The organism is Candidatus Pelagibacter sp. IMCC9063 (genome assembly GCF_000195085.1).
GTDB lineage: Bacteria > Pseudomonadota > Alphaproteobacteria > Pelagibacterales > Pelagibacteraceae > IMCC9063.
The window spans coordinates 330,804-349,963 of the sequence record NC_015380.1; the positions used below are offsets into that span (position 1 = coordinate 330,804).

Below are 19,160 nucleotides of genomic sequence, written 5' to 3' on the forward strand. Positions count from 1 at the left end.
TACTCACTTATATCACTAACATATTTTTATGAAAAAAATTTTTTTTAAATTTTTTTTACTTTTTTCTACGCTACTAAGCTTGGGATTTGCGGCAGAAAGTAAAAATCAAGAATTGAGAATAGGTACCATTTTACCTCTTACTGGTGATTACCAAGAAATAGGTAATAGCGTATTAAAAACTTTTGAACTCACTTTATTTGAACTTCCAAATGTTAATGTAACTCTCATTCCATTTGATAACCAAAGCAGTAAAGGTGGGACAAAGTTTGCCTTTCAAGAGCTACAATCTCAAAAAATTGACATTATTTTAGGCCCTATATTTGAAGAAAATTTACAATCTATAATTAATGTAGATAATTTTTCTAAATATACATTCGTTTCATTAAGTAATAATATCTCAAATTTACCAGAAAATGTAATATCATTTGGAATTAATGTTAATAGCCAAATTCTTGCTTTTAAAAAAAAACTAAGTGAGAAAAAAAAAGATACCATTTTTTTTGGAGATGAAACAAGTTTTACCCAAATGGTTTTAAAAAAGATGGAACTACAACAAATAAAGTTTGGAAAAAAATATCGTTACCAATCCTTTAAAGAAATAAGTCCAAAAGTAAGGGATGCCACTTCTTATGATTGGAGACATAAAAAATTATTAGATCAAATTAAAATTCTAAAAAACTCAGAGGATCTCAAAGATATTAAGAAGTTAAAAATACTTGAACAGCTAGATACTCTGGATGGAGTCAGCTACGAGCAAGTATTTATACCAGCTTTTGACAATGAGCTAATTAGTGTAGTTTCTTTTTTTGATTACTATGATGTCAATTATAACAATGTTGAATTTGTAACTTTAAATCAATGGTTTAATAAAACAATTTTAATAGAACCTTCTTTGCAAAATATTATTTTTCCTTCTATTAGTTATAAAAATTTTCAAGAGTTGAATGCAAAATTTAGAGATAATTATAACAAAGAAATTTCTAATATTGAAATTATAGCCTATGACACCATCCCTCTCTTAGTCTCTATTTGGAATGAGAAAAAAGATAAAATTTTTACAATACAAGATTTTAGAAACAAAGAATTCAAGGGAAAGGTTGGTATTTTTAAAATTAATCAATACAACTTTGCTGAACACAAGTTAGATTTATACCAAGTTAAAAAAGGTGCATTTAAGAAAATTAATTAAATTTAAAGTATTTTTTTACACCTTTGAAGGCTTGGTAACGGTGAGAAATGCTATTTTTGTACTTCGCAGGCAATTGACCAAATGTTTTTAATTCTTTGTTAGCAACAAAAATAGGGTCGTATCCAAACCCTCTCTTACCTTTTGGGGGGAAGGTTACTTTTCCAAATACTTTTCCCAGAAATTCATAGCTTTTACCATTAGGAAACCCTACGGAAATACAGCAAGTAAAGTTAGCTTTAGATTCTGATAATTTATTTTTTAAAAGAAGTTTTCTGATTTTTTCAATAGCTAAAGAAAAGTTTTTTAGTTTTCCTGCCCATCGAGCTGAGTATATACCTGGCTGACCATTAAGGTCTTCAACCTCTAGTCCAGAATCATCTGAAATAGAAATTAATCCTGATTTTTTCGCACAATATAAAGATTTTATTCTAGCATTGCCTTTAAAATCTTTTGCAGTTTCTTTTGGCTCTTTTAATTTAAAATCCTGTGGCCTAAAATATTTTATATGTTTTGGCAATAACTCCTTTAACTCTTTGAATTTTCCAGGATTGTTGGTGGCAATGAGAATAGAACTTATTTTTTTTAATTCTTTTAATTTATTCACTTAAAGCTTTTTTTTGCAGTGTAATAATTTCAGCTATGGATGATTTGGAATGTCGAAGCATTTTCATGAACTCTTCCTCAGAGCAGGTTGTTTGCTCACCAGTCAATTGCAGTTCGATGATATCGCCTTTATCGTTCATGACATAGTTTGAATCTACATCGGCTTGACTGTCTTCTTCATAATCCAAGTCCATTAAAAACTCTCCATTTACTATTCCACAACTAATTGCTGCAACATAACTTTTGATAGGATTGTGATTAATTTGCTTTCTTTTGATCATTAAGTCTATGCATTTTTTTAATGCAACAAACCCACCTGTAATTGAAGCAGTTCTAGTTCCGCCGTCTGCTTGCAAAACATCGCAATCGATTGTGATAAGGTATTCTCCTAACAGCTTAAGATTCATAGATGCTCTTAAAGATCTTCCAATTAGTCTTTGAATTTCAGATGTTCTTCCGCCCACTTTGCCTACTGACGATTCTCTTCTCATTCTTTCGTGTGTAGATCTTGGTAACATTCCGTATTCAGCTGTAACCCACCCTTTTCCTGATCCTTTAAGCCATCTTGGAACTTTTTCTTCAATGGATGCTGTACAAACTACATGGGTATCTCCTGACTTAATTAAACAAGAAGCATCAGCATTTTTTATAAAATCAGTAGTTATTTCTATTTTTCTTAATTCTAAATTTTTTCTATCATTTCTCATTTTTGACCTTGGAATTTATTATTTAGTTACTATATATCCTCCATTATAAATTATAAAAAAAATGAATACAGAAGAAAAAAAAGAAAATTTAGAATCTCTTCAAGAAGAAGATAATACCGTAGAGACAAATTCTACCCCAGAAGAGGAAAGTAACCTCGAAGAGAATGGTGGTGAGACTAAAGAAGATTTAGCCGATTCTCAAGAAAAAAAAATAGCAGAGCTCAATGATAAAGTTTTGAGACTATTGGCAGAAAATCAAAATGTAAGAAAAAACCAAGAAAAAGAAAAAGAGGATATTTTAAAGTACGGATCTTTTAACTTTGCCTCTCAAATTCTAAATCTTACAGATAATTTAGATAGAGCTTTTTCAATATTTAAAAATAATGAAAAATTTAAAGATAAAGAATTTATTGAAATAACAAATGGTATAGAATTAATTGAAAAGGAATTATTAAGCACTTTGGAAAAGAATAGCATTACATACATTGATTGTTTGAATAAAAAATTTGACCCAAATTTTCATCAAGCACTTAGTGAGATTGATAGTGAAAAAGAACCCGGTACTGTTGTTGAAGAAGTTCAAAAAGGATACATGCTACATGATCGTCTTTTGAGACCTTCGTTAGTAAATGTAGCAAAATCAAGTAAAAAAGAAGAAAAAAAATAGTTTCTTAAGATCTTGTAATCTCAAAAACACCCCCCATATCCATTACACAACCAGAAACAAGAATACAGAAGGATTAAAGATTATGTCAAAAATTATAGGAATTGATTTAGGAACAACAAATTCATGTGTTGCCGTTATGGACGGATCAACACCAAAAGTATTAGAAAATTTAGAAGGTGCAAGGACGACACCGTCAGTGGTAGCCTTTACTGATAGCGAAGAAAAATTAGTTGGTACATCTGCTAAACGACAGGGTGTTACTAACGCTGAAAATACTTTTTTTGCAGTTAAAAGATTAATTGGAAGAAAATTTGATGGAGATGCTGTCAAAAAAGATATTCAAGGACTTCCTTACAAAATTATTAAAGCAGACAATGGAGACGCTTGGGTAGAATCTAGAGGGAAAAAATATTCTCCAAGTCAAATTTCAGCTTTTGTTTTACAAAAAATGAAAGAGACTGCTGAAAAGTATTTAGGATCAGAAGTTAAAGAAGCTGTAATTACAGTTCCTGCTTACTTTAATGACTCGCAAAGACAGGCAACTAAAGATGCAGGTAAAATTGCAGGACTAGAAGTAAAAAGAATTATTAACGAGCCGACTGCTGCTGCGCTAGCTTATGGCTTAGATAAAAAAAATGCGAAGACGGTTGCTGTATATGATTTAGGTGGTGGAACATTTGATGTATCAATCCTAGAATTAGGAGATGGTGTATTTGAAGTTAAATCAACTAATGGAGATACGACACTTGGTGGTGAAGACTTTGATGCTCATATCGTAGACTACCTTGCAGATGAATTTAAAAAAGACAATGCTATTGATTTAAAACAAGATAAATTAGCATTACAAAGGCTGAGAGAAGCTGCAGAAAAAGCTAAAATAGAATTGTCTTCTGCAACACAAACAGAAATTAATCTACCTTTTATTACTGCAGACAAAAGCGGTCCAAAACATTTAAATCTTAAATTAACAAGATCTAAATTAGAATCTATCGTTTCAGAATTAATTAAAAAAACTATTGCTCCTTGCAAGACTGCATTAAAAGATGCTGGGTTAAGCGCAGGAGAAATTGGAGAAATAATTCTTGTTGGTGGAATGACAAGAATGCCAAAAGTTGCTGAAACTGTTAAAAACTTTTTTGGAAAAGAGCCTAATAAAAGCGTGAACCCTGATGAAGTAGTAGCTATGGGTGCTGCTATTCAAGCTGGAGTTCTTCAAGGAGATGTTAAGGACGTTTTGTTATTAGATGTAACTCCTCTATCATTAGGAATTGAGACTTTGGGTGGTGTATCTACAAAATTGATTGAAAAAAATACAACAATACCAACTAAAAAAAGTCAGGTATTCTCAACTGCAGAAAATAACCAACCCGCTGTTTCTATTAGAGTGGTTCAGGGTGAAAGAGAGATGGCTGCGGATAATAAGTCTCTTGGTAATTTTGAATTAACAGGAATAGCGCCTGCACCTAGAGGCATACCTCAAATCGAAGTTACTTTTGATATTGATGCTAACGGTATTGTCAACGTATCTGCAAAAGATAAAGGAACTGGAAAAGAACAAAAAATCCAAATCCAAGCTTCCGGTGGTCTAAGTGATGAAGAAATTGAAAAAATGGTTAAAGACGCCGAAGTAAATAAAGAAGAAGATAAAAAGAAGCGAGAAGAAATTGACGCTAAAAACAGCGCTGATAGCTTGGTAGCTTCGACCGAACAAAGCTTAAAAGAGCATGGAGACAAAGTATCTGCTGAAGATAAAAAGACAATCGAGACAGATCTTCAATCTTTAAAGGATGCAATTAAGTCTGAGAATGTTGAAGATATAAAAACAAAAACGCAGACTTTAATGCAATCTTCCATGAAAATGGGTGAAGCAATTTATAAAGCTCAGCAAGCAAAACCTGAAGGTGGAGCTGAAGGAGCAAAAGCATCTGATGGTGAAAAAAAAGAAGATGTAGTCGATGCAGAATTTGAAGAAGTAAAAGATTCAAAGGAAGAAGAAAAAGAAGACAAAAAAGATAGTGCTTAATTTTTTATTAAGTATTAAATAGAAGCATGGCCAAAGCTGACTATTACGACACATTAGGAGTATCTAAAAATGCTTCTAAAGAAGAGATAAAGTCTGCTTATCGAAAGCAAGCAATGAAGTTTCACCCGGATAAAAATCCAGGTAACGAATCCGCTGAATCAAAATTTAAAGAAGCATCTGAAGCTTATCAAGTGCTTTCAGATTCTCAAAAAAAATCTAACTATGATCAGTTCGGTCATGCTGCTTTTGAAAATGGTGGGGGAGGTGGTGGTGCAGGATTTGGAGATTTTGGTGGTTTTGACTCAGGTTCCTTTTCGAATATTTTTGATGATTTTTTTGGTGATTTTACTGGTGGTGGGAGAAGAAGGGGCTCAAGATCTAAAAGAGGATCAGATTTAAAAATTAACATTGAAGTCACCTTAGAAGAGGCTTACCAAGGGAAAAAGCAAACTTTCGAAGTTCCAACGTCTGAAAAATGTTCAGATTGTTCTGGAAGCGGTGCTGCGTCAGGATCAAAACCCATTACATGTTCTACTTGCGATGGTCATGGTCAAGTACGAGCTCAACAAGGATTTTTTACATTACAACAAACTTGTCCCGACTGTTCAGGGGAAGGGAAAACTATCTCTAATCCTTGTAAGGGGTGTCGAGGGAGTGGAGCTAAAAAAATTAATAAAACACTTTCTATTCAAATTCCTAAAGGGGTAGATGATGGGACACAAATGCGACTTGCTGGAAAAGGAGAGGCTGGTCCACGCGGTGGAACTCAGGGAGATTTGTATGTTTATATATCATTAAAAAATCATCCTATTTTTAAAAGGTCTGAGGAAAATTTATATTTTGAACTTCCCATTTCTGTAGCGGACGCGTCCCTTGGTACTACAATTGAAGTTCCCACTATTGATGGTTCTCGATCTAAAGTTAAAATTCCCTCAGGAACACAGTCTGGTAAACAGCTGAGGCTTAAAGATAAAGGAATGCCACAACTGAGAGGTAGTGGTTTTGGAGATCTGTATTTACAAATTAAAGTTGAGGTGCCAGTAAATCTTAATAAAGAACAAAAAATATTACTTGAAAAGTTTAAAGAACTAGAAGATTCTAAAAATAACCCTGAAAATGAATCTTTCTTTAAAAAGGCAAAAAGTTTTTGGAGCAATTTAAGTTAATGAAAAAAATAAATAAAATTGTTTTAGCCTATTCGGGAGGTCTCGATACTTCCGTAATACTTAGATGGCTACAAGAAAAGTATGAATGCGAAGTTATTTGCTACACTGCTGATTTGGGACAAGACATAGATAGAAAAAAAATTATACAAAATGCAAAAAGACTGGGTGTAAAAAAAATCATTATCGAAGATCTTCAAGAGATATTTGTAAAAGACTACGTGTTTCCTATGATCAGAGCGAATGCTTTATATGAAGGTTTTTATTTGCTGGGTACCTCCATTGCAAGGCCCCTGATTGCGAAAAGACAAATTGAAATTGCAAAAAAATATAATGCACAAGCTGTATCACATGGATCTACTGGCAAAGGAAATGACCAAGTTAGATTTGAGTTGGGTTACTACTATTTTGGTCCTAATATTAAAGTAATTGCGCCATGGAGAGACTGGAACTTGGCTTCAAGAACCGATCTTATTCGTTATGCAAAAAAAAATAACATCCCGGTTCCTCAAGATAAAAAAGGAGCGCCTCCTTTTTCTGTAGATGACAATCTTTACCATACTTCAACGGAAGGCAAAGTGTTGGAAGATCCTAAAAAAGCAGCTCCAGAATTTATTTTTCAAAGAACGGTGTCTCCACAAAAAGCTCCTAACAAAACTTCCTTCATAACTATTGGTTATAAGAATGGTGATCCTATCTCTTTAAATAATAAAAAGCTTTCTCCTTCAAATATTCTAAAAAAGCTAAATGATATAGCTGGCAAGAATGGTATTGGACGTGTTGATCTGGTCGAAAATAGATTTATTGGGATAAAATCAAGAGGTGTTTACGAAACACCAGGTGGAACTATTTTAACTTTTGCTCATCGGGCGATAGAATCTATTACTTTGGACAAAGAAACCATGCATAAAAAAGATGAATTAATGCCAAGATATGCAGAACTGATTTATAATGGTTACTGGTTTTCGAAAGAGAGAGAGAAGTTACAAAAAATCATTGACCGAAAAAGAAATAAGATAAACGGGACTATTAAAATAGCATTGTACAAAGGGAACCTGACCCTTGTCTCAAGAGTGACTAGGAGCAAAGCCTACTCCATGAAAAAAGTTTCTTTTGAAGAAAATAAAACTTTTAATAAAAAGAATGTTGAAAATTTTATTAAGAAGCATAGCAGAATGTTAAGACAATAATCGTTCTGACTATTAAATAGAATTAATTTTTTTATAAGCTTTAATCGTATTATTTAATAAACAGCTAATAGTCATTGGACCCACCCCCCCAGGCACAGGGGTAATTGCTTTGACTAAGTCTTTAACATTTTCAAAATCTACATCCCCCACAATTCTTTTAGTTCCATTGTCTTCCAAGCGATTAATACCAACATCAATAATAACACAGTCTTTTTTCACCCAATCTGCTTTAACCATTTGAGGATTTCCTACAGAAGCAACTAAAATATCTGCTGTTAGACAAAGGTCTTTTAAATTTTTTGTTTTGGAATGAGTAATCGTTACAGTACAATTTTCTTTAAGCAGCAATTGGGCCATTGGTTTTCCATTAATATTTGATCTTCCAATAATCACCGCATTTAAACCACTTAAATTAGGTATAACTTTTTTCAAAAGTAGATAACATCCATACGGAGTACAGGGTACCAAGGCATCATTGCCGGACGAGAGATTTCCTACATTGTTAGGATGAAAACCATCTACATCTTTAGCAGGATTGATCTCACTAATTATTTTTCCGGAATCGATGTGGCTTGGCAAGGGTAATTGAACTAAAATACCATGCACTGTAGAGTCGTCATTTAATTTGTGAATTTCTTGGATTAAGTCTTGCTCAGTGATTGTTTCTTCAAACTTTAATAGTTTAGAGTTAATACCAACCTCTTTTGCAAATTTTTCTTTATTCCTTACGTATATCTGGCTTGCTGGATGATCTCCAATTAAGATGACTGTTAGACCTGGTTTGCTAAGGTTTGTGGGCAGTTGATCAATTTCTTTTTTTAACTTGAAACGAAGCTCTTCCGCTATCTTTTTTCCATCAATAATCATTAAAATAAATAAGGTGCAAATAGTTCAAAAATTAAATTTCTTATAAAAATTAAACCAAGGACCAAAACAACGGGAGAGAAATCAATGCTTACGATAATCGGCAATACCATTCTAATTTTTCTTAAAACAGGCTCGGTTAATCTGTATGAAAATTCAATTAAACTATAAATAAATCTATTTGAAGTATTAATGATATTAAAGGTGACTAACCAACCTAGTATTGCATTAATAATTACGATCCATAAATACAATTGAAAAAGACTATCTATCAAAATAAATACGGACTTCATCTTTCTAGTTTTTCCACATAAATAGATTGGGAAGGAAAAGCAAAAGAAGCACCATTTTTTTCGACTATTGCTTTGATCGTAATGATTAAACGATCTTTTACATTTATCCATTCGAGATATTGATTGGTTTTAGTAAAACATCGAACCCGAATATCAATGGAACTTGCTGAAAACTGATTTAATTTAACAATTAATTGAGTGTCCTTGGAAACCAAAAAATCCTCACTGGAAAGAATGTGTTTTTCTATCTCATCCCTACACTTGGTAAGTTGATCTGCAGTACTTTTGTACTCAAGGCCAATAATCCAATCAATTCTACGGTTTGTCGTTTCTGTAATATTTATCACCGCTTTTTCCGCAAATTGAAAATTAGGTATAGTTGCTAATGATTTATCAAATTTACGAATGACCGTAGACCTAAAGCCAATTCGTTCTACAACTCCTTCGATAATACCCTCGACATAAATCCAATCTCCAACTTTAAATCTTTTTTCTACTAAAACTAAAATTCCTGAAATTAAATTTTTGAATAAATCTTGTGCACCTAGTGCAACAGCCACTCCAAAGAGACCCAAACCAGCAATTACAGGCCCAATCTTAATCCCCCAAATATCTAGAACTGCAGCTGCTCCTAAAATAAAAATAATAATTTTAAATGCTTTTAAAATCCAACTTAATAAGTCTTTAGATAATAAATTTTCTACCTGTTTAATAAGAAAGGAAACTGGTTCAATAATTTGGTGAATAGACCAAAAAATCAAAACTGTAATCAAAGAACGATTTAGATTTTCAATAAAATAAGAAGCTTTTCCATCAATTTGTAAATAATTAGTAGCAATAAAAAAGCCTATGACTAGTGGGAAGAATTTAACTGGGCCCTCTAAAGAAGTAACTAGCTGGTTGTCAAAACGATTGGTGCTTAAAGAAACAAATTTTTCTAATCTTTTAATAATAATTTTGGAAAAAAAACCTCTTAAAAATAAGAATAATAAAAAAATTAATACCGCAAGAAAAACTTCAGAGAAATTTATACCGCCAACCCCTTTGGACCAAACGTCTGAAAACAAATTTGTAAAATTACTGATAATATTCATGCTTTTAGGTATTGAATTATACTCCTAAATTGATCTAATCAAGGCTAAATTGCTCATTTCCAGCGCTAAACATTTTTACATTCTTCCATTTTATTTTTTTTAAAGGAAAAAAAACATTTTCACTTAAAGATCTAAGTTGAACAGAGCTACACTTGGATGCTAGATCGTTATTAAATATCAATTTTGAAAGATGTGCAGCCGAACGATTGGAGTAAACAAAGATCAGGTCGATGCTCTGGTCTTTTAAAATTGTTAAAGTTTTCTGACCGAAATCTGGATTGAGAGAAGTGGTATAGTTAATGACGCTGTCGATACGATAGCCACTTGCTTTTAAGTCTTCTTCAAGGTTATGAGCAATGTCTTCTCCTCTGATGTATAAAAATTTTCCATCATTTTTGTCTGCCATATTTAAGATCGTTTCTTTGAGCTGCAAGTAATTTCCTCCAGCAGTAATAATGTTATTAAATCCTTTTTGTTTAGCCTGTTCTGCTGTTGCTTCTCCCACACAAAAACATCTAATATTAGATTGGATGTTTTGATCTAAACACAATGCTGCATTGGAGCTAGTAAAAACTACAGAGTTATAATTAGTAAAATTTATATCTATAATTTTTTTTTTAACAATATTGAGAATTGGAAACACACTCACTCGGTGTCCTAATTGAATAAATTTTTTAGCTGAATAAACTGAATCTATTTCAGGTCTTGTGAATAGTATGTGCAAGTTTAGTCTCCGATACTACAAAATCATGGCCAGCTTTATCTAAAATTTCTTCAGCAACATCCAGCCCTATGCTTACTGCTTTTTCCGAAATACCCGTTCTATGAGCATTAAATACTTTTTTTCCATCTAAAGATAGTATCTCCGCTTGAATAAAAACTTCACCATCGTCATTTAAAACAGCATTTACAGCAACAGGGGTATCGCAAGCACCATTTACTCTGTGAAGAAAACTTCTTTCTGCACTAACAATAATTTCTGTTTCTTTATCGTTTACAGATTTTAACAACTTAATTAGCTCTCCATCATTAGACCTACACTGGATTGTTACTACGCCCTGTCCTGCAGCTGGTAGCATTTTTTCCTTATCTAAAATTTCTGAAACATGAGTATGAAATCCTAATCTTTTTAATCCCGCATAGGCTAATACAATGGAATCATAAATGCCCTCTTTCACTTTTTCAATTCTTGTGTCGATATTTCCCCTCATGCTCACAATATTCAAATCACTTCTTAATTTTTTTAATTGGGCAATTCTTCTAACTGATGATGTCCCAACGGTAGACCCTGGCTTAAGTGTCTCAAAAGATTTTGCAACAGGGGAAATAAAAGCATCCCTTTCATCTTTTCTTTTTAAAAATGCAGCTAGCTTTAAAGAAGGTACACCAAAAGTGGGTACGTCTTTTAAAGAATGAACTGCACAATCAATATTGTTCTCGAGGAGCTCTTGTTCGATTTCTTTTACAAAAAGGCCCTTACCTCCCATGCTTGCCAAATTTTCTGTCTTAAATTTATCTCCAGATGTTTTAATAACTTTAAGCTCAATTTGATCGGGGCGAAGATCTGGATTGGCAAGAAGCAGCTCATCTTTAAAGTGCTCGGATTGAGCCAAGGAGAGCCTGCTGCCACGACTACCAATTATTAACTTTTGTTTTGCGATCATTTTTTCTGTTTAAATATTATTTTTCATTATATTAGTATTAAATATTAAGCGACGGGAGGTCGCATAAAAATGAGCAAAGAATTGATTTTTTTAGGTATTGAGAGCAGTTGTGATGAAACTGCGGCTTCAATTGTCAAAGAAGACAAAAAAGGCAATGTTACTATTTTGTCTAACATTGTTTCTAGTCAAGTAGAAGAACACAAGCCTTTTGGAGGAGTAGTACCCGAATTGGCAGCAAGATCTCACGTAGAGAAAATTGATACTATTATTAAAAAAGCAGTTCAAAAAAGCGGTGTTGTGCTTGAAAATATTACTGGAGTTGCGGCTACGGCAGGACCAGGGTTGCTTGTTTGTTTAATGGTTGGAATGAGTGCGGGAAAAACGATTGCAACTTTTTTAAAGAAACCATTTTTAGCAATTAATCATTTAGAAGGTCACGCATTAACTCCGAGACTAGTAGAGAGGATTAGGTTTCCTTATTTGTTATTATTAATTTCAGGAGGTCACAGTCAATTCTTAGAAGTGCTAGGAGTTAATAAATATAAAAGATTGGGAACTACTATAGACGACGCGTTAGGCGAAGCTTTTGACAAGACTGCAAAAATACTTGGGATAGATTTTCCAGGTGGTCCACAAATTGAAGAGTATGCAAAACTTGGAGATGAAAATGGGTTCGTTTTACCAAAACCGATTCTAAACAAGAGTGGCTGCAACCTTTCTTTTGCTGGACTAAAGACAGCTGTGCTTCATGCTTCCAAAAAAATAAAAAACAAACAAGACAAGTATGATTTAGCCGCATCTTTCCAGTTTACTATTAATGAAATTCTAAGGGTAAAGAGCAAAAAAGCTATGGAATTATTTTTGAGTAATAATAAAAAAAATAAAAAAATTATTTTGTTATTGCGGGAGGGGTAGCGTCCAACAAAACTATTAGGTCTAATTTACAACAAGTCAGCAAAGAAATGGGTTTTGAATATATTTTTCCTCCAGCAAATCTTTGTACAGATAATGCAGCTATGATTGCATGGGCTGGAATAGAACGATATAAAAAAAACCTAATAGATGATGTGACTTTTTCTGCTAGACCGAGATGGCCTCTAGATGAAAAAGCGCCATTTTTAAAAGGAGCAGGAGTGGATCATTCATGAAATATTGGTTAATGAAATCAGAACCTAACGTATGGTCTATTGATCAGCAAAAAAAAGTTGGCGTCAAAGGAACTGCTTGGGACGGTGTACGAAACTATCAAGCTGCAAATAATCTGAAACAAATGTCTAAAGGAGATCTCTGTTTTTTTTATCACTCAAATATTGGAAAAGAAATTGTTGGGATAGTGGAAGTTATTAAAACTGCATTTATAGATGTAACCGATCCAGATAAACGATTTGTCGCGGTTCAAGTAAAATTTAAACAAAAATTAAATCAGCCAGTTACGCTAGAAAATATTAAAAAAACTAAGGAACTGCAGGACTTATCGCTCGTCAAGCAAAGTAGACTATCCGTTACGTCTATTGACCCAAAGAGCTGGAAAATCTTATGTAAGATGGGTAAACTGTAAAAAATTCTAACGGGGGAAAACTAAGTGTCAAATACAGATAAGGTTTTTAAAGTTAATGATGAGTGGTCGAAAATTGCTCACGCTAATAAAGAAATTTACGAAACAAAATATAAAAAATCTTTAGAAGATAATGATGCTTTCTGGGCAGAAGAAGGAAAGAGAATTGATTGGATTAAGCCCTATTCTAAAATCAAAGATGTGATTTATAGTAAGGCCAAAACTGAAATAAAGTGGTTTTATGATGGAACGTTAAATGCTTCATACAACTGCATTGACAGACATCTAAAAAACAAAGCCAATCAAACTGCCATTATTTTTGAAGGAGATGATCCTACCGTCTCTAATAAAATCACCTATCAAGAATTAAGTGATGAAGTTTGTAAATTAGCCAATGGCTTTAAAAAAATTGGAATTAAAAAAGGAGACCGAGTTACTCTATACATGCCCATGGTTCCAGCTGCCGTATATTCTATGTTAGCATGTGCAAGAATTGGTGCAATTCATTCTGTAGTATTTGGAGGATTTTCTCCAGAATCTTTAGCTGGAAGAATTGTTGATTGTAAATCTGAATATGTCATTACGGCAGATGAGGGTGTTCGGGGACAGAAGTCTATTCCTCTAAAAAAAAATACAGATGAAGCATTAAAAAAATGTCCCAATGTTAAGAAAAATATTGTTTTAAAACATACGGGTGGTTCTATTGATTGGAATGATAAAATTGATGTTTGGTATCATGATTTAATTAAAGATGAATCTACTACCTGCAAACCTGAAGAAATGAATGCAGAAGATCCTCTATTTATTCTTTACACGTCTGGTTCTACAGGAAAACCAAAAGGCGTTATGCATACGACGGGTGGTTACATGGTGTACGCATCCATGACCCATGAATATATTTTTGATTACAAAGAAGGTGATGTTTACTGGTGTACGGCGGATGTAGGTTGGGTAACAGGCCATAGTTACATTGTGTACGGTCCTCTTGCAAATGGAGCTACTACTTTAGTGTTTGAGGGAGTTCCAAACTATCCAGACGCTGGAAGGTTTTGGCAAGTATGTGACAAGCACCAAGTAAATATTTTTTATACTGCTCCTACAGCTTTACGAGCTCTCATGAGAGAAGGAGATAGTTTTGTCAAAAAACACAATCGAAAATCTTTAAAACTTTTAGGATCTGTTGGTGAACCAATCAATCCTGAGGCTTGGCTTTGGTATCATAAAGTGGTTGGTGACTCTCGATGTCCTATTGTAGATACGTGGTGGCAGACTGAAACGGGTGGAATATTGATTTCCCCCCAACCAGGTGCAATCGATTTAAAACCAGGATCAGCAACAAAACCGTTCTATGGCATTAAACCAATTATTGTCGATGAAAAAGGAAATGAGCTAGAAGGTGCTTGCTCCGGAAATTTATGCATTGGTCAATCGTGGCCTGGACAGATGAGAACTGTATATGGAGACCACCAGAGATTTATTGAAACATATTTTGCAGCCTACGAAGGAAAATATTTTACAGGTGATGGCTGTAGACGAGATGAGGATGGCTACTATTGGATTACTGGACGAGTAGACGATGTCGTTATTGTTTCAGGTCACAATTTAGGAACTGCTGAAATTGAAAGTGCCTTTGTATCACATCCAAAAGTAGCTGAAGCAGCAATTGTGGGTTACCCTCATGATATTAAGGGACAGGGTCTATATTGTTATGTCACTCTTAATGCGGGCCTAGAAGGGTCGGAAGAACTTATCAAGGATTTAAAACAATGGGTTCGAAAAGAAATCGGTCCCCTTGCAACGCCTGATCTAATTCACTTTACTCCAGGTTTGCCCAAAACCAGGTCGGGGAAAATTATGAGAAGAATTCTAAGAAAGGTTGCTGAAAATGACTATGGTAATCTTGGAGATACCTCGACTCTAGCAGATCCAACAGTGGTACAGAGTTTAATAGACAATAGGTTAAATAAATAATCTAAAAGTCAGAAACTATTCCCTTTTTTTCCCAATCTCCATACCTGGTAGGCTCAGGTCCGGCAGGACCATTTATTTCCTTTGGAGCTTTTTCTACAGATTTTAACTTTTTCCTTTTTTTGGCCTCTTCTAGCGCCTTCTTAGCCATTTCTTTAAAATTTTTGCTCATATTTTTTTTACCAATTGATAAAATTCCTTCTGTACGTTTTCCCATTTTAAAATCATCGAATTTAATACTATTTTTCTATCTAAAATTTTTAAGTTTTCGGCAATAGGCGCCCACTCGTATAAAGCCAAAGCGCTTTCATTAAATGGCCAAGATTCGTAGTATTTATTCCAATCTATTTTTGTTAGCCTTTCTTCAAAAAGATTTTTACCCTTCGAGACAATGTCTTCGGGCATTCCATTAATTATTTCATTATTTAAAATTTCTTCGTAAATTTCTTTTGCCTTTGTTGTTTCGTGTGAATTGTAAAAAACTTTTAAATAAGAAAGCGTAAAGAGTGTTAGATCTTGTAACGCTATAGAGTAAATATTCCACTTAGCCAAATTGATGGAGGCTAAAAATTTTTCGTCATTAAACATAAGAACATATCTAGTTCCCATTCTTGTTTTTAAATAACCATACAGTGTTACTTGGGATACCCATGCTGACTGCTTTTGAACATAGGACTTAAGGTCATCTAGGTTTTTTATTTTTTTTTTAGGCAGAATAGATTTAAAGAGCCCAAAAAAATAGGTATCGAAGTAAGTCTTGAAATCATCCCACTTAATATCCTTAATTTTTAACGAATATTTTAAAGCCATAATTTGTTTGGTGAGCCTAGTTTAGCTGAGTTAATTTACACATTTAGATCCTAATATATTATAAAAACCTTTATTTTTCGAGGGTTTTTAATGCTTTTCATACATGATCGAAACGAGTATGTTTTTTTCAGTTAACTATAGGGAGAAAATAAAAATGTCAAAACAATCAGAACACTGGGAAAAAACCAGAGGATTGCTATTCAAGACTTTAGCAATTTGGTTTGTATTCTCAATCGGCATCTTTTTTTTCGGAGCAGAAATGCAAGCATCTTCCTTCAAGCCTTTTGGATATCCACTGTCATATTACATGACGTGCCAAGGGTCTCTTTTAGCTTTTGTATTAATCATTTTTTGGTTTGCAAATAGTCAAGAGAAAATTGATGAAGAGTTTGGCTACTCAGAAAGAGGAGATTAATATGATAAAAGGTAATTTTATAGACAACTTGCCTAAAGTATATGGAATATATACTGGAGGCTTTATTGTTTTCATCATATTGATGGCAATATTGGAACAAATGGGCGTAGGTGCGAAAGCAATTGGTATTGCATTCGTTGCCTTCACCGTCGGTATCTATGCATTTATTGGATGGTTATCGCGTACCATGAACACGGGTGCGTATTACGTAGCAGGAAGACAAGTCCCAACTGTATTCAACGGAATGGCTACTGCAGCAGACTGGATGTCTGGTGCTTCATTCGTTGCAATGGCAGGTGGAATTTACTTTAAGGGCTATGGATACATGGCACTTCTTGTTGGATGGACTGGTGGTTACGTTCTAGTCGCTTCGCTGTTAGCACCATATTTAAGAAAATTTGGTTGTTACACGGTGCCTGACTTTGTTGGAACACGATATGGTGGAAATGCTGCAAGGCTATCTGCTGTTCTTGTTTTAACTGTAGCTTCATTCACTTATGTGACTGCACAAATCAATGCAACGGGAACTATTGCCTCTGTGGCACTAGACATTCCTTTTGAGATTGCTGTGTATGTTGGATTAGCAAGTATATTACTTTGTTCTATGCTTGGTGGAATGAGAGCTGTTACATGGACACAAGTTGCGCAATATATCGTTTTAATTATAGCGTACCTACTTCCTGTATTCTGGATCAGTAGCAAAATGGGAGCTGGATTCTTTCCGCATTTAATGTTGGGTGATGAGGTTGCTAGGATTGCTGAACTAGAGGGTCAATTTGGTTTTGTTAAAAACTCTGCAGCAGACTTAGCTACAGTACCAAAAGGCTTAGCGGGAATAACTAAAGCTCACTCGGCGGTAAACACAACGCCTTGGAAATTTATTTCATTAGTGATTTGTATGATGGCAGGAACTGCTTCATTACCTCACGTTATGATGAGATATTTCACAAGTCCAAGTGTTAAGTCAGCAAGAAGATCAGTGGCATGGTCACTATTTTTCATCTTCTTATTGTACTCAACTGCACCGATGCTAGCTACACTATCAAAACTTTCATTGATGGATCCAACTCTTGCAACTGGTATTATTGGTAAGCCAATAGCACAGGTTCAAGCGTTAGATTGGTACCAAAACTGGAACCAAGCGAAATTGATGTTTGTCAGCGACTTTAACGGAAATGGAACTCTTGAGTTAAACGAGTTTTTCATGGGTGGTAAAGCCGTAGTGTTAGCTACACCAGAAATTGCTGGTTTGCCTTACGTGATCTCAGGACTAGTTGCGGCTGGTGGTATGGCTGCTGCCATGTCAACTGCTGATGGTTTGGTTTTAGCAATTGCAAATGCTTTGTCTCATGACTTGTATTACAAGATCATTGATCCAAAAGCAGAAACTGCAAAAAGACTAATTGTTGCAAGGGTATTACTTGTTCTAATTGGTTTTGCTGGAGCAACTATCGCTGCAATGAAAATCCAAGGTATCTTAGGTTCCGTTATTTGGGCCTTTGACTTTGCGATGTCAGGATTGTTCTTCCCACTTGTACTAGGAGTATGGTGGAAAAGAGCGAACAAACAAGGAGCTGTTGCAGGTATGCTACTAGGTCTTGCTTCCGGAACTGCGTATCTAGTTTGGGTACGTAATGGTGGAGCTGGATTCTGGGGTATAACTCAACTTACCTTCGGTATCGTTGGTTCATTGGTTAGTTTAGTATCTATGGTGGTTGTTAGTTTAGTAACACCAGCACCAGATGCCAAAATTCAAGCAATGGTTGACGAAGTTCGTATCCCTAGCGGAAGAACCGTTACAGGAAACTAATAAACTATTCTTTAAGGGGCGAATTTTTTCGCCCCTTAATAGCAATACCCACTCCAACACAAATCAAAATTCATGGGCAATATTCATCCGTTTATCTTATTCATCGACTACGTCATGGGTGTAGTGATGTGGACTCTAATTGGAAGGGTTGCGATGAACATCTTTCAAAGAGAAGATTCAGAATTTTTCTTTATGAAAGTATTTGTTAAACTTACCAATCCAGTTATCCGTCCATTTAAAATTATAACCCCTAATTTTATAGTAGAGCCTCTAATACCTCTTTATGTAGCTTGGTTTTTTTTCATGTTTAGATTCTATTTTATGCCTTGGATATTGGGATATCACGTAATGGGGATGCTATCATTTCCACTAGAGAGTGAGATCGCACTAGAACTTCTAAAATTAAAGCACTTTTTGTTGGGTAACTGATAAAAAAGAATTCAAATTAAAAAATAAAATTGATACTAAGTTAGTTAGTATTAATGAAAAAAATAAAAATCTCTCCTTCTATCCTATCATCTGATTTTGGTCAGCTAAGCACTGAAATAAAAAAGATAGAAGATGCTGGAGCAGACATGATTCATGTAGATGTAATGGATGGACACTTTGTTCCCAATATAACTATTGGAGCTCCTGTTGTTAAAGCATTAAGAAAACACACCTCGTTACCTTTTGATGTGCATCTAATGATAGCTCCTGTCCATAAATACGTAAAAGATTTCGCTGCTGCAGGTGCCGATATTATTACTGTTCACCCAGAAGCCACGGATAACTTACTTCAAACTATAGAGCTTATTAAATCTCTTGGCAAAAAAGCAGGCGTTTCTATTAATCCCGAAACTCCTTTGGACTCGATATTTCCTGTTCTTCACTTAATTGATCTTGCATTAATTATGAGCGTTAACCCAGGATTTGGTGGACAAAAATTTATTCCAGAAGTTTTATCTAAAGTAAAAATTCTAAGAGAGAAAATAGATGAGGAAAATTTAGAAGTTGAAATTGAAATTGATGGGGGAATTAATTTTGAAACTGGCAAATTAGCAAAGGAAGCTGGCGTGGATATTTTAGTATCTGGAACCACCTTGTTTGCGGGTAATGACGGTCTTAAAGAAAACATTAAGAAATTAAGAAATTGCTAAGAGACT

20 protein-coding genes and 1 pseudogene are annotated in these 19,160 nt (G+C 34.3%); 12 read left to right on the forward strand and 9 right to left on the reverse strand.

Annotated features, from left to right (window positions below; translation table 11 throughout):
- Positions 1-28: 28 nt before the first annotated feature.
- Positions 29-1,189 (forward strand): receptor, encoded by a 1,161-nt coding sequence (locus tag SAR11G3_RS01670; protein WP_013695003.1) that lies wholly within the window; start codon positions 29-31, stop codon positions 1,187-1,189.
- On the opposite strand, the gene rdgB is transcribed toward SAR11G3_RS01670, so the two are convergent.
- Together rdgB and rph are read right to left on the reverse strand one after the other, a co-directional pair.
- Positions 1,182-1,793: an RdgB/HAM1 family non-canonical purine NTP pyrophosphatase gene (gene rdgB, locus SAR11G3_RS01675; RefSeq protein WP_013695004.1), complete on the reverse strand. Its 612-nt coding sequence runs from the start codon at positions 1,791-1,793 to the stop codon at positions 1,182-1,184. The two genes, SAR11G3_RS01670 and rdgB, sit on opposite strands and share 8 nt — an antisense overlap.
- Entirely contained in the window at positions 1,786-2,499 is a 714-nt protein-coding gene (gene rph / locus SAR11G3_RS01680) for a ribonuclease PH (protein WP_013695005.1), read from the reverse strand. The genes rdgB and rph overlap by 8 nt, the downstream gene beginning before the upstream one ends.
- 61 nt (positions 2,500-2,560) lie before the next feature.
- On the opposite strand from rph, the gene grpE reads away from it, so the two are divergent.
- The 4 genes from grpE to SAR11G3_RS01700 all read left to right on the forward strand — a co-directional run bounded on the left by grpE (position 2,561) and on the right by SAR11G3_RS01700 (position 7,542).
- Positions 2,561-3,166: a nucleotide exchange factor GrpE gene (grpE, locus tag SAR11G3_RS01685; protein ID WP_013695006.1), complete on the forward strand. Its 606-nt coding sequence runs from the start codon at positions 2,561-2,563 to the stop codon at positions 3,164-3,166.
- 82 nt (positions 3,167-3,248) lie between these two features.
- The gene (dnaK, locus tag SAR11G3_RS01690; protein ID WP_013695007.1) at positions 3,249-5,189 is read left to right on the forward strand and encodes a molecular chaperone DnaK; all 1,941 of its coding nucleotides are present in this window, start codon (positions 3,249-3,251) and stop codon (positions 5,187-5,189) included.
- 26 nt (positions 5,190-5,215) lie between these two features.
- On the forward strand, positions 5,216-6,355 hold the full coding sequence (gene dnaJ / locus SAR11G3_RS01695) for a molecular chaperone DnaJ (protein WP_013695008.1): 1,140 nt from the start codon (positions 5,216-5,218) through the stop codon (positions 6,353-6,355).
- A complete protein-coding gene (locus tag SAR11G3_RS01700; RefSeq protein WP_013695009.1) occupies positions 6,355-7,542 on the forward strand; it encodes an argininosuccinate synthase in 1,188 nt (395 codons plus the stop codon). Before dnaJ ends, SAR11G3_RS01700 begins: the two co-directional genes overlap by 1 nt.
- A 12-nt stretch (positions 7,543-7,554) precedes the next feature.
- Here SAR11G3_RS01700 and folD read toward each other — a convergent pair whose 3' ends face one another.
- The 5 genes from folD to hemC are packed head-to-tail and all read right to left on the reverse strand — an operon-like array spanning position 7,555 to position 11,457.
- Complete coding sequence (gene folD / locus SAR11G3_RS01705) at positions 7,555-8,409, reverse strand: bifunctional methylenetetrahydrofolate dehydrogenase/methenyltetrahydrofolate cyclohydrolase FolD (RefSeq protein ID WP_013695010.1); 855 nt, start codon at positions 8,407-8,409, stop codon at positions 7,555-7,557.
- Positions 8,409-8,699 carry a YggT family protein gene (locus SAR11G3_RS01710; RefSeq protein WP_041862304.1) on the reverse strand — a complete coding sequence of 97 codons (291 nt, stop codon included), beginning with the start codon at positions 8,697-8,699 and terminating at the stop codon, positions 8,409-8,411. Before SAR11G3_RS01710 ends, folD begins: the two co-directional genes overlap by 1 nt.
- Positions 8,696-9,793: a mechanosensitive ion channel family protein gene (locus SAR11G3_RS01715; RefSeq protein WP_013695011.1), complete on the reverse strand. Its 1,098-nt coding sequence runs from the start codon at positions 9,791-9,793 to the stop codon at positions 8,696-8,698. The genes SAR11G3_RS01710 and SAR11G3_RS01715 overlap by 4 nt, the downstream gene beginning before the upstream one ends.
- Positions 9,794-9,827: 34 nt before the next feature.
- Complete coding sequence (locus SAR11G3_RS01720) at positions 9,828-10,517, reverse strand: uroporphyrinogen-III synthase (protein WP_013695012.1); 690 nt, start codon at positions 10,515-10,517, stop codon at positions 9,828-9,830.
- Positions 10,492-11,457 carry a hydroxymethylbilane synthase gene (gene hemC / locus SAR11G3_RS01725; RefSeq protein ID WP_013695013.1) on the reverse strand — a complete coding sequence of 322 codons (966 nt, stop codon included), beginning with the start codon at positions 11,455-11,457 and terminating at the stop codon, positions 10,492-10,494. The genes SAR11G3_RS01720 and hemC overlap by 26 nt, the downstream gene beginning before the upstream one ends.
- 69 nt (positions 11,458-11,526) lie before the next feature.
- Here hemC and tsaD point away from each other — a divergent pair.
- The 3 genes and pseudogenes from tsaD to acs all read left to right on the forward strand — a co-directional run bounded on the left by tsaD (position 11,527) and on the right by acs (position 14,983).
- Positions 11,527-12,605 (forward strand): annotated as a pseudogene (gene tsaD, locus SAR11G3_RS01730) (tRNA (adenosine(37)-N6)-threonylcarbamoyltransferase complex transferase subunit TsaD).
- A complete protein-coding gene (locus tag SAR11G3_RS01735) occupies positions 12,602-13,015 on the forward strand; it encodes an EVE domain-containing protein (RefSeq protein WP_013695016.1) in 414 nt (137 codons plus the stop codon). Before tsaD ends, SAR11G3_RS01735 begins: the two are co-directional and overlap by 4 nt.
- Positions 13,016-13,039: 24 nt before the next feature.
- A complete protein-coding gene (gene acs, locus SAR11G3_RS01740; RefSeq protein ID WP_013695017.1) occupies positions 13,040-14,983 on the forward strand; it encodes an acetate--CoA ligase in 1,944 nt (647 codons plus the stop codon).
- Between the two features lies 1 nt (position 14,984).
- On the opposite strand, the gene SAR11G3_RS01745 is transcribed toward acs, so the two are convergent.
- A complete protein-coding gene (locus tag SAR11G3_RS01745; protein WP_041862467.1) occupies positions 14,985-15,152 on the reverse strand; it encodes a DUF1674 domain-containing protein in 168 nt (55 codons plus the stop codon).
- The gene (locus tag SAR11G3_RS01750) at positions 15,149-15,790 is read right to left on the reverse strand and encodes a hypothetical protein (RefSeq protein WP_013695019.1); all 642 of its coding nucleotides are present in this window, start codon (positions 15,788-15,790) and stop codon (positions 15,149-15,151) included. The genes SAR11G3_RS01745 and SAR11G3_RS01750 overlap by 4 nt, the downstream gene beginning before the upstream one ends.
- Before the next feature lie 154 nt (positions 15,791-15,944).
- On the opposite strand from SAR11G3_RS01750, the gene SAR11G3_RS01755 reads away from it, so the two are divergent.
- From SAR11G3_RS01755 to rpe, 4 genes are all read left to right on the forward strand, one after another.
- Positions 15,945-16,205 (forward strand): DUF4212 domain-containing protein, encoded by a 261-nt coding sequence (locus tag SAR11G3_RS01755; RefSeq protein WP_013695020.1) that lies wholly within the window; start codon positions 15,945-15,947, stop codon positions 16,203-16,205.
- Between the two features lies 1 nt (position 16,206).
- On the forward strand, positions 16,207-18,015 hold the full coding sequence (locus SAR11G3_RS01760) for a sodium:solute symporter family protein (RefSeq protein WP_013695021.1): 1,809 nt from the start codon (positions 16,207-16,209) through the stop codon (positions 18,013-18,015).
- Between the two features lie 72 nt (positions 18,016-18,087).
- Positions 18,088-18,444, forward strand: coding sequence for a YggT family protein (locus tag SAR11G3_RS01765; RefSeq protein WP_041862305.1), 357 nt, complete (start codon positions 18,088-18,090; stop codon positions 18,442-18,444).
- A 53-nt stretch (positions 18,445-18,497) separates the two neighbouring features.
- Positions 18,498-19,154: a ribulose-phosphate 3-epimerase gene (rpe, locus tag SAR11G3_RS01770; RefSeq protein ID WP_013695023.1), complete on the forward strand. Its 657-nt coding sequence runs from the start codon at positions 18,498-18,500 to the stop codon at positions 19,152-19,154.
- The last annotated feature ends 6 nt before the right edge of the window (positions 19,155-19,160 follow it).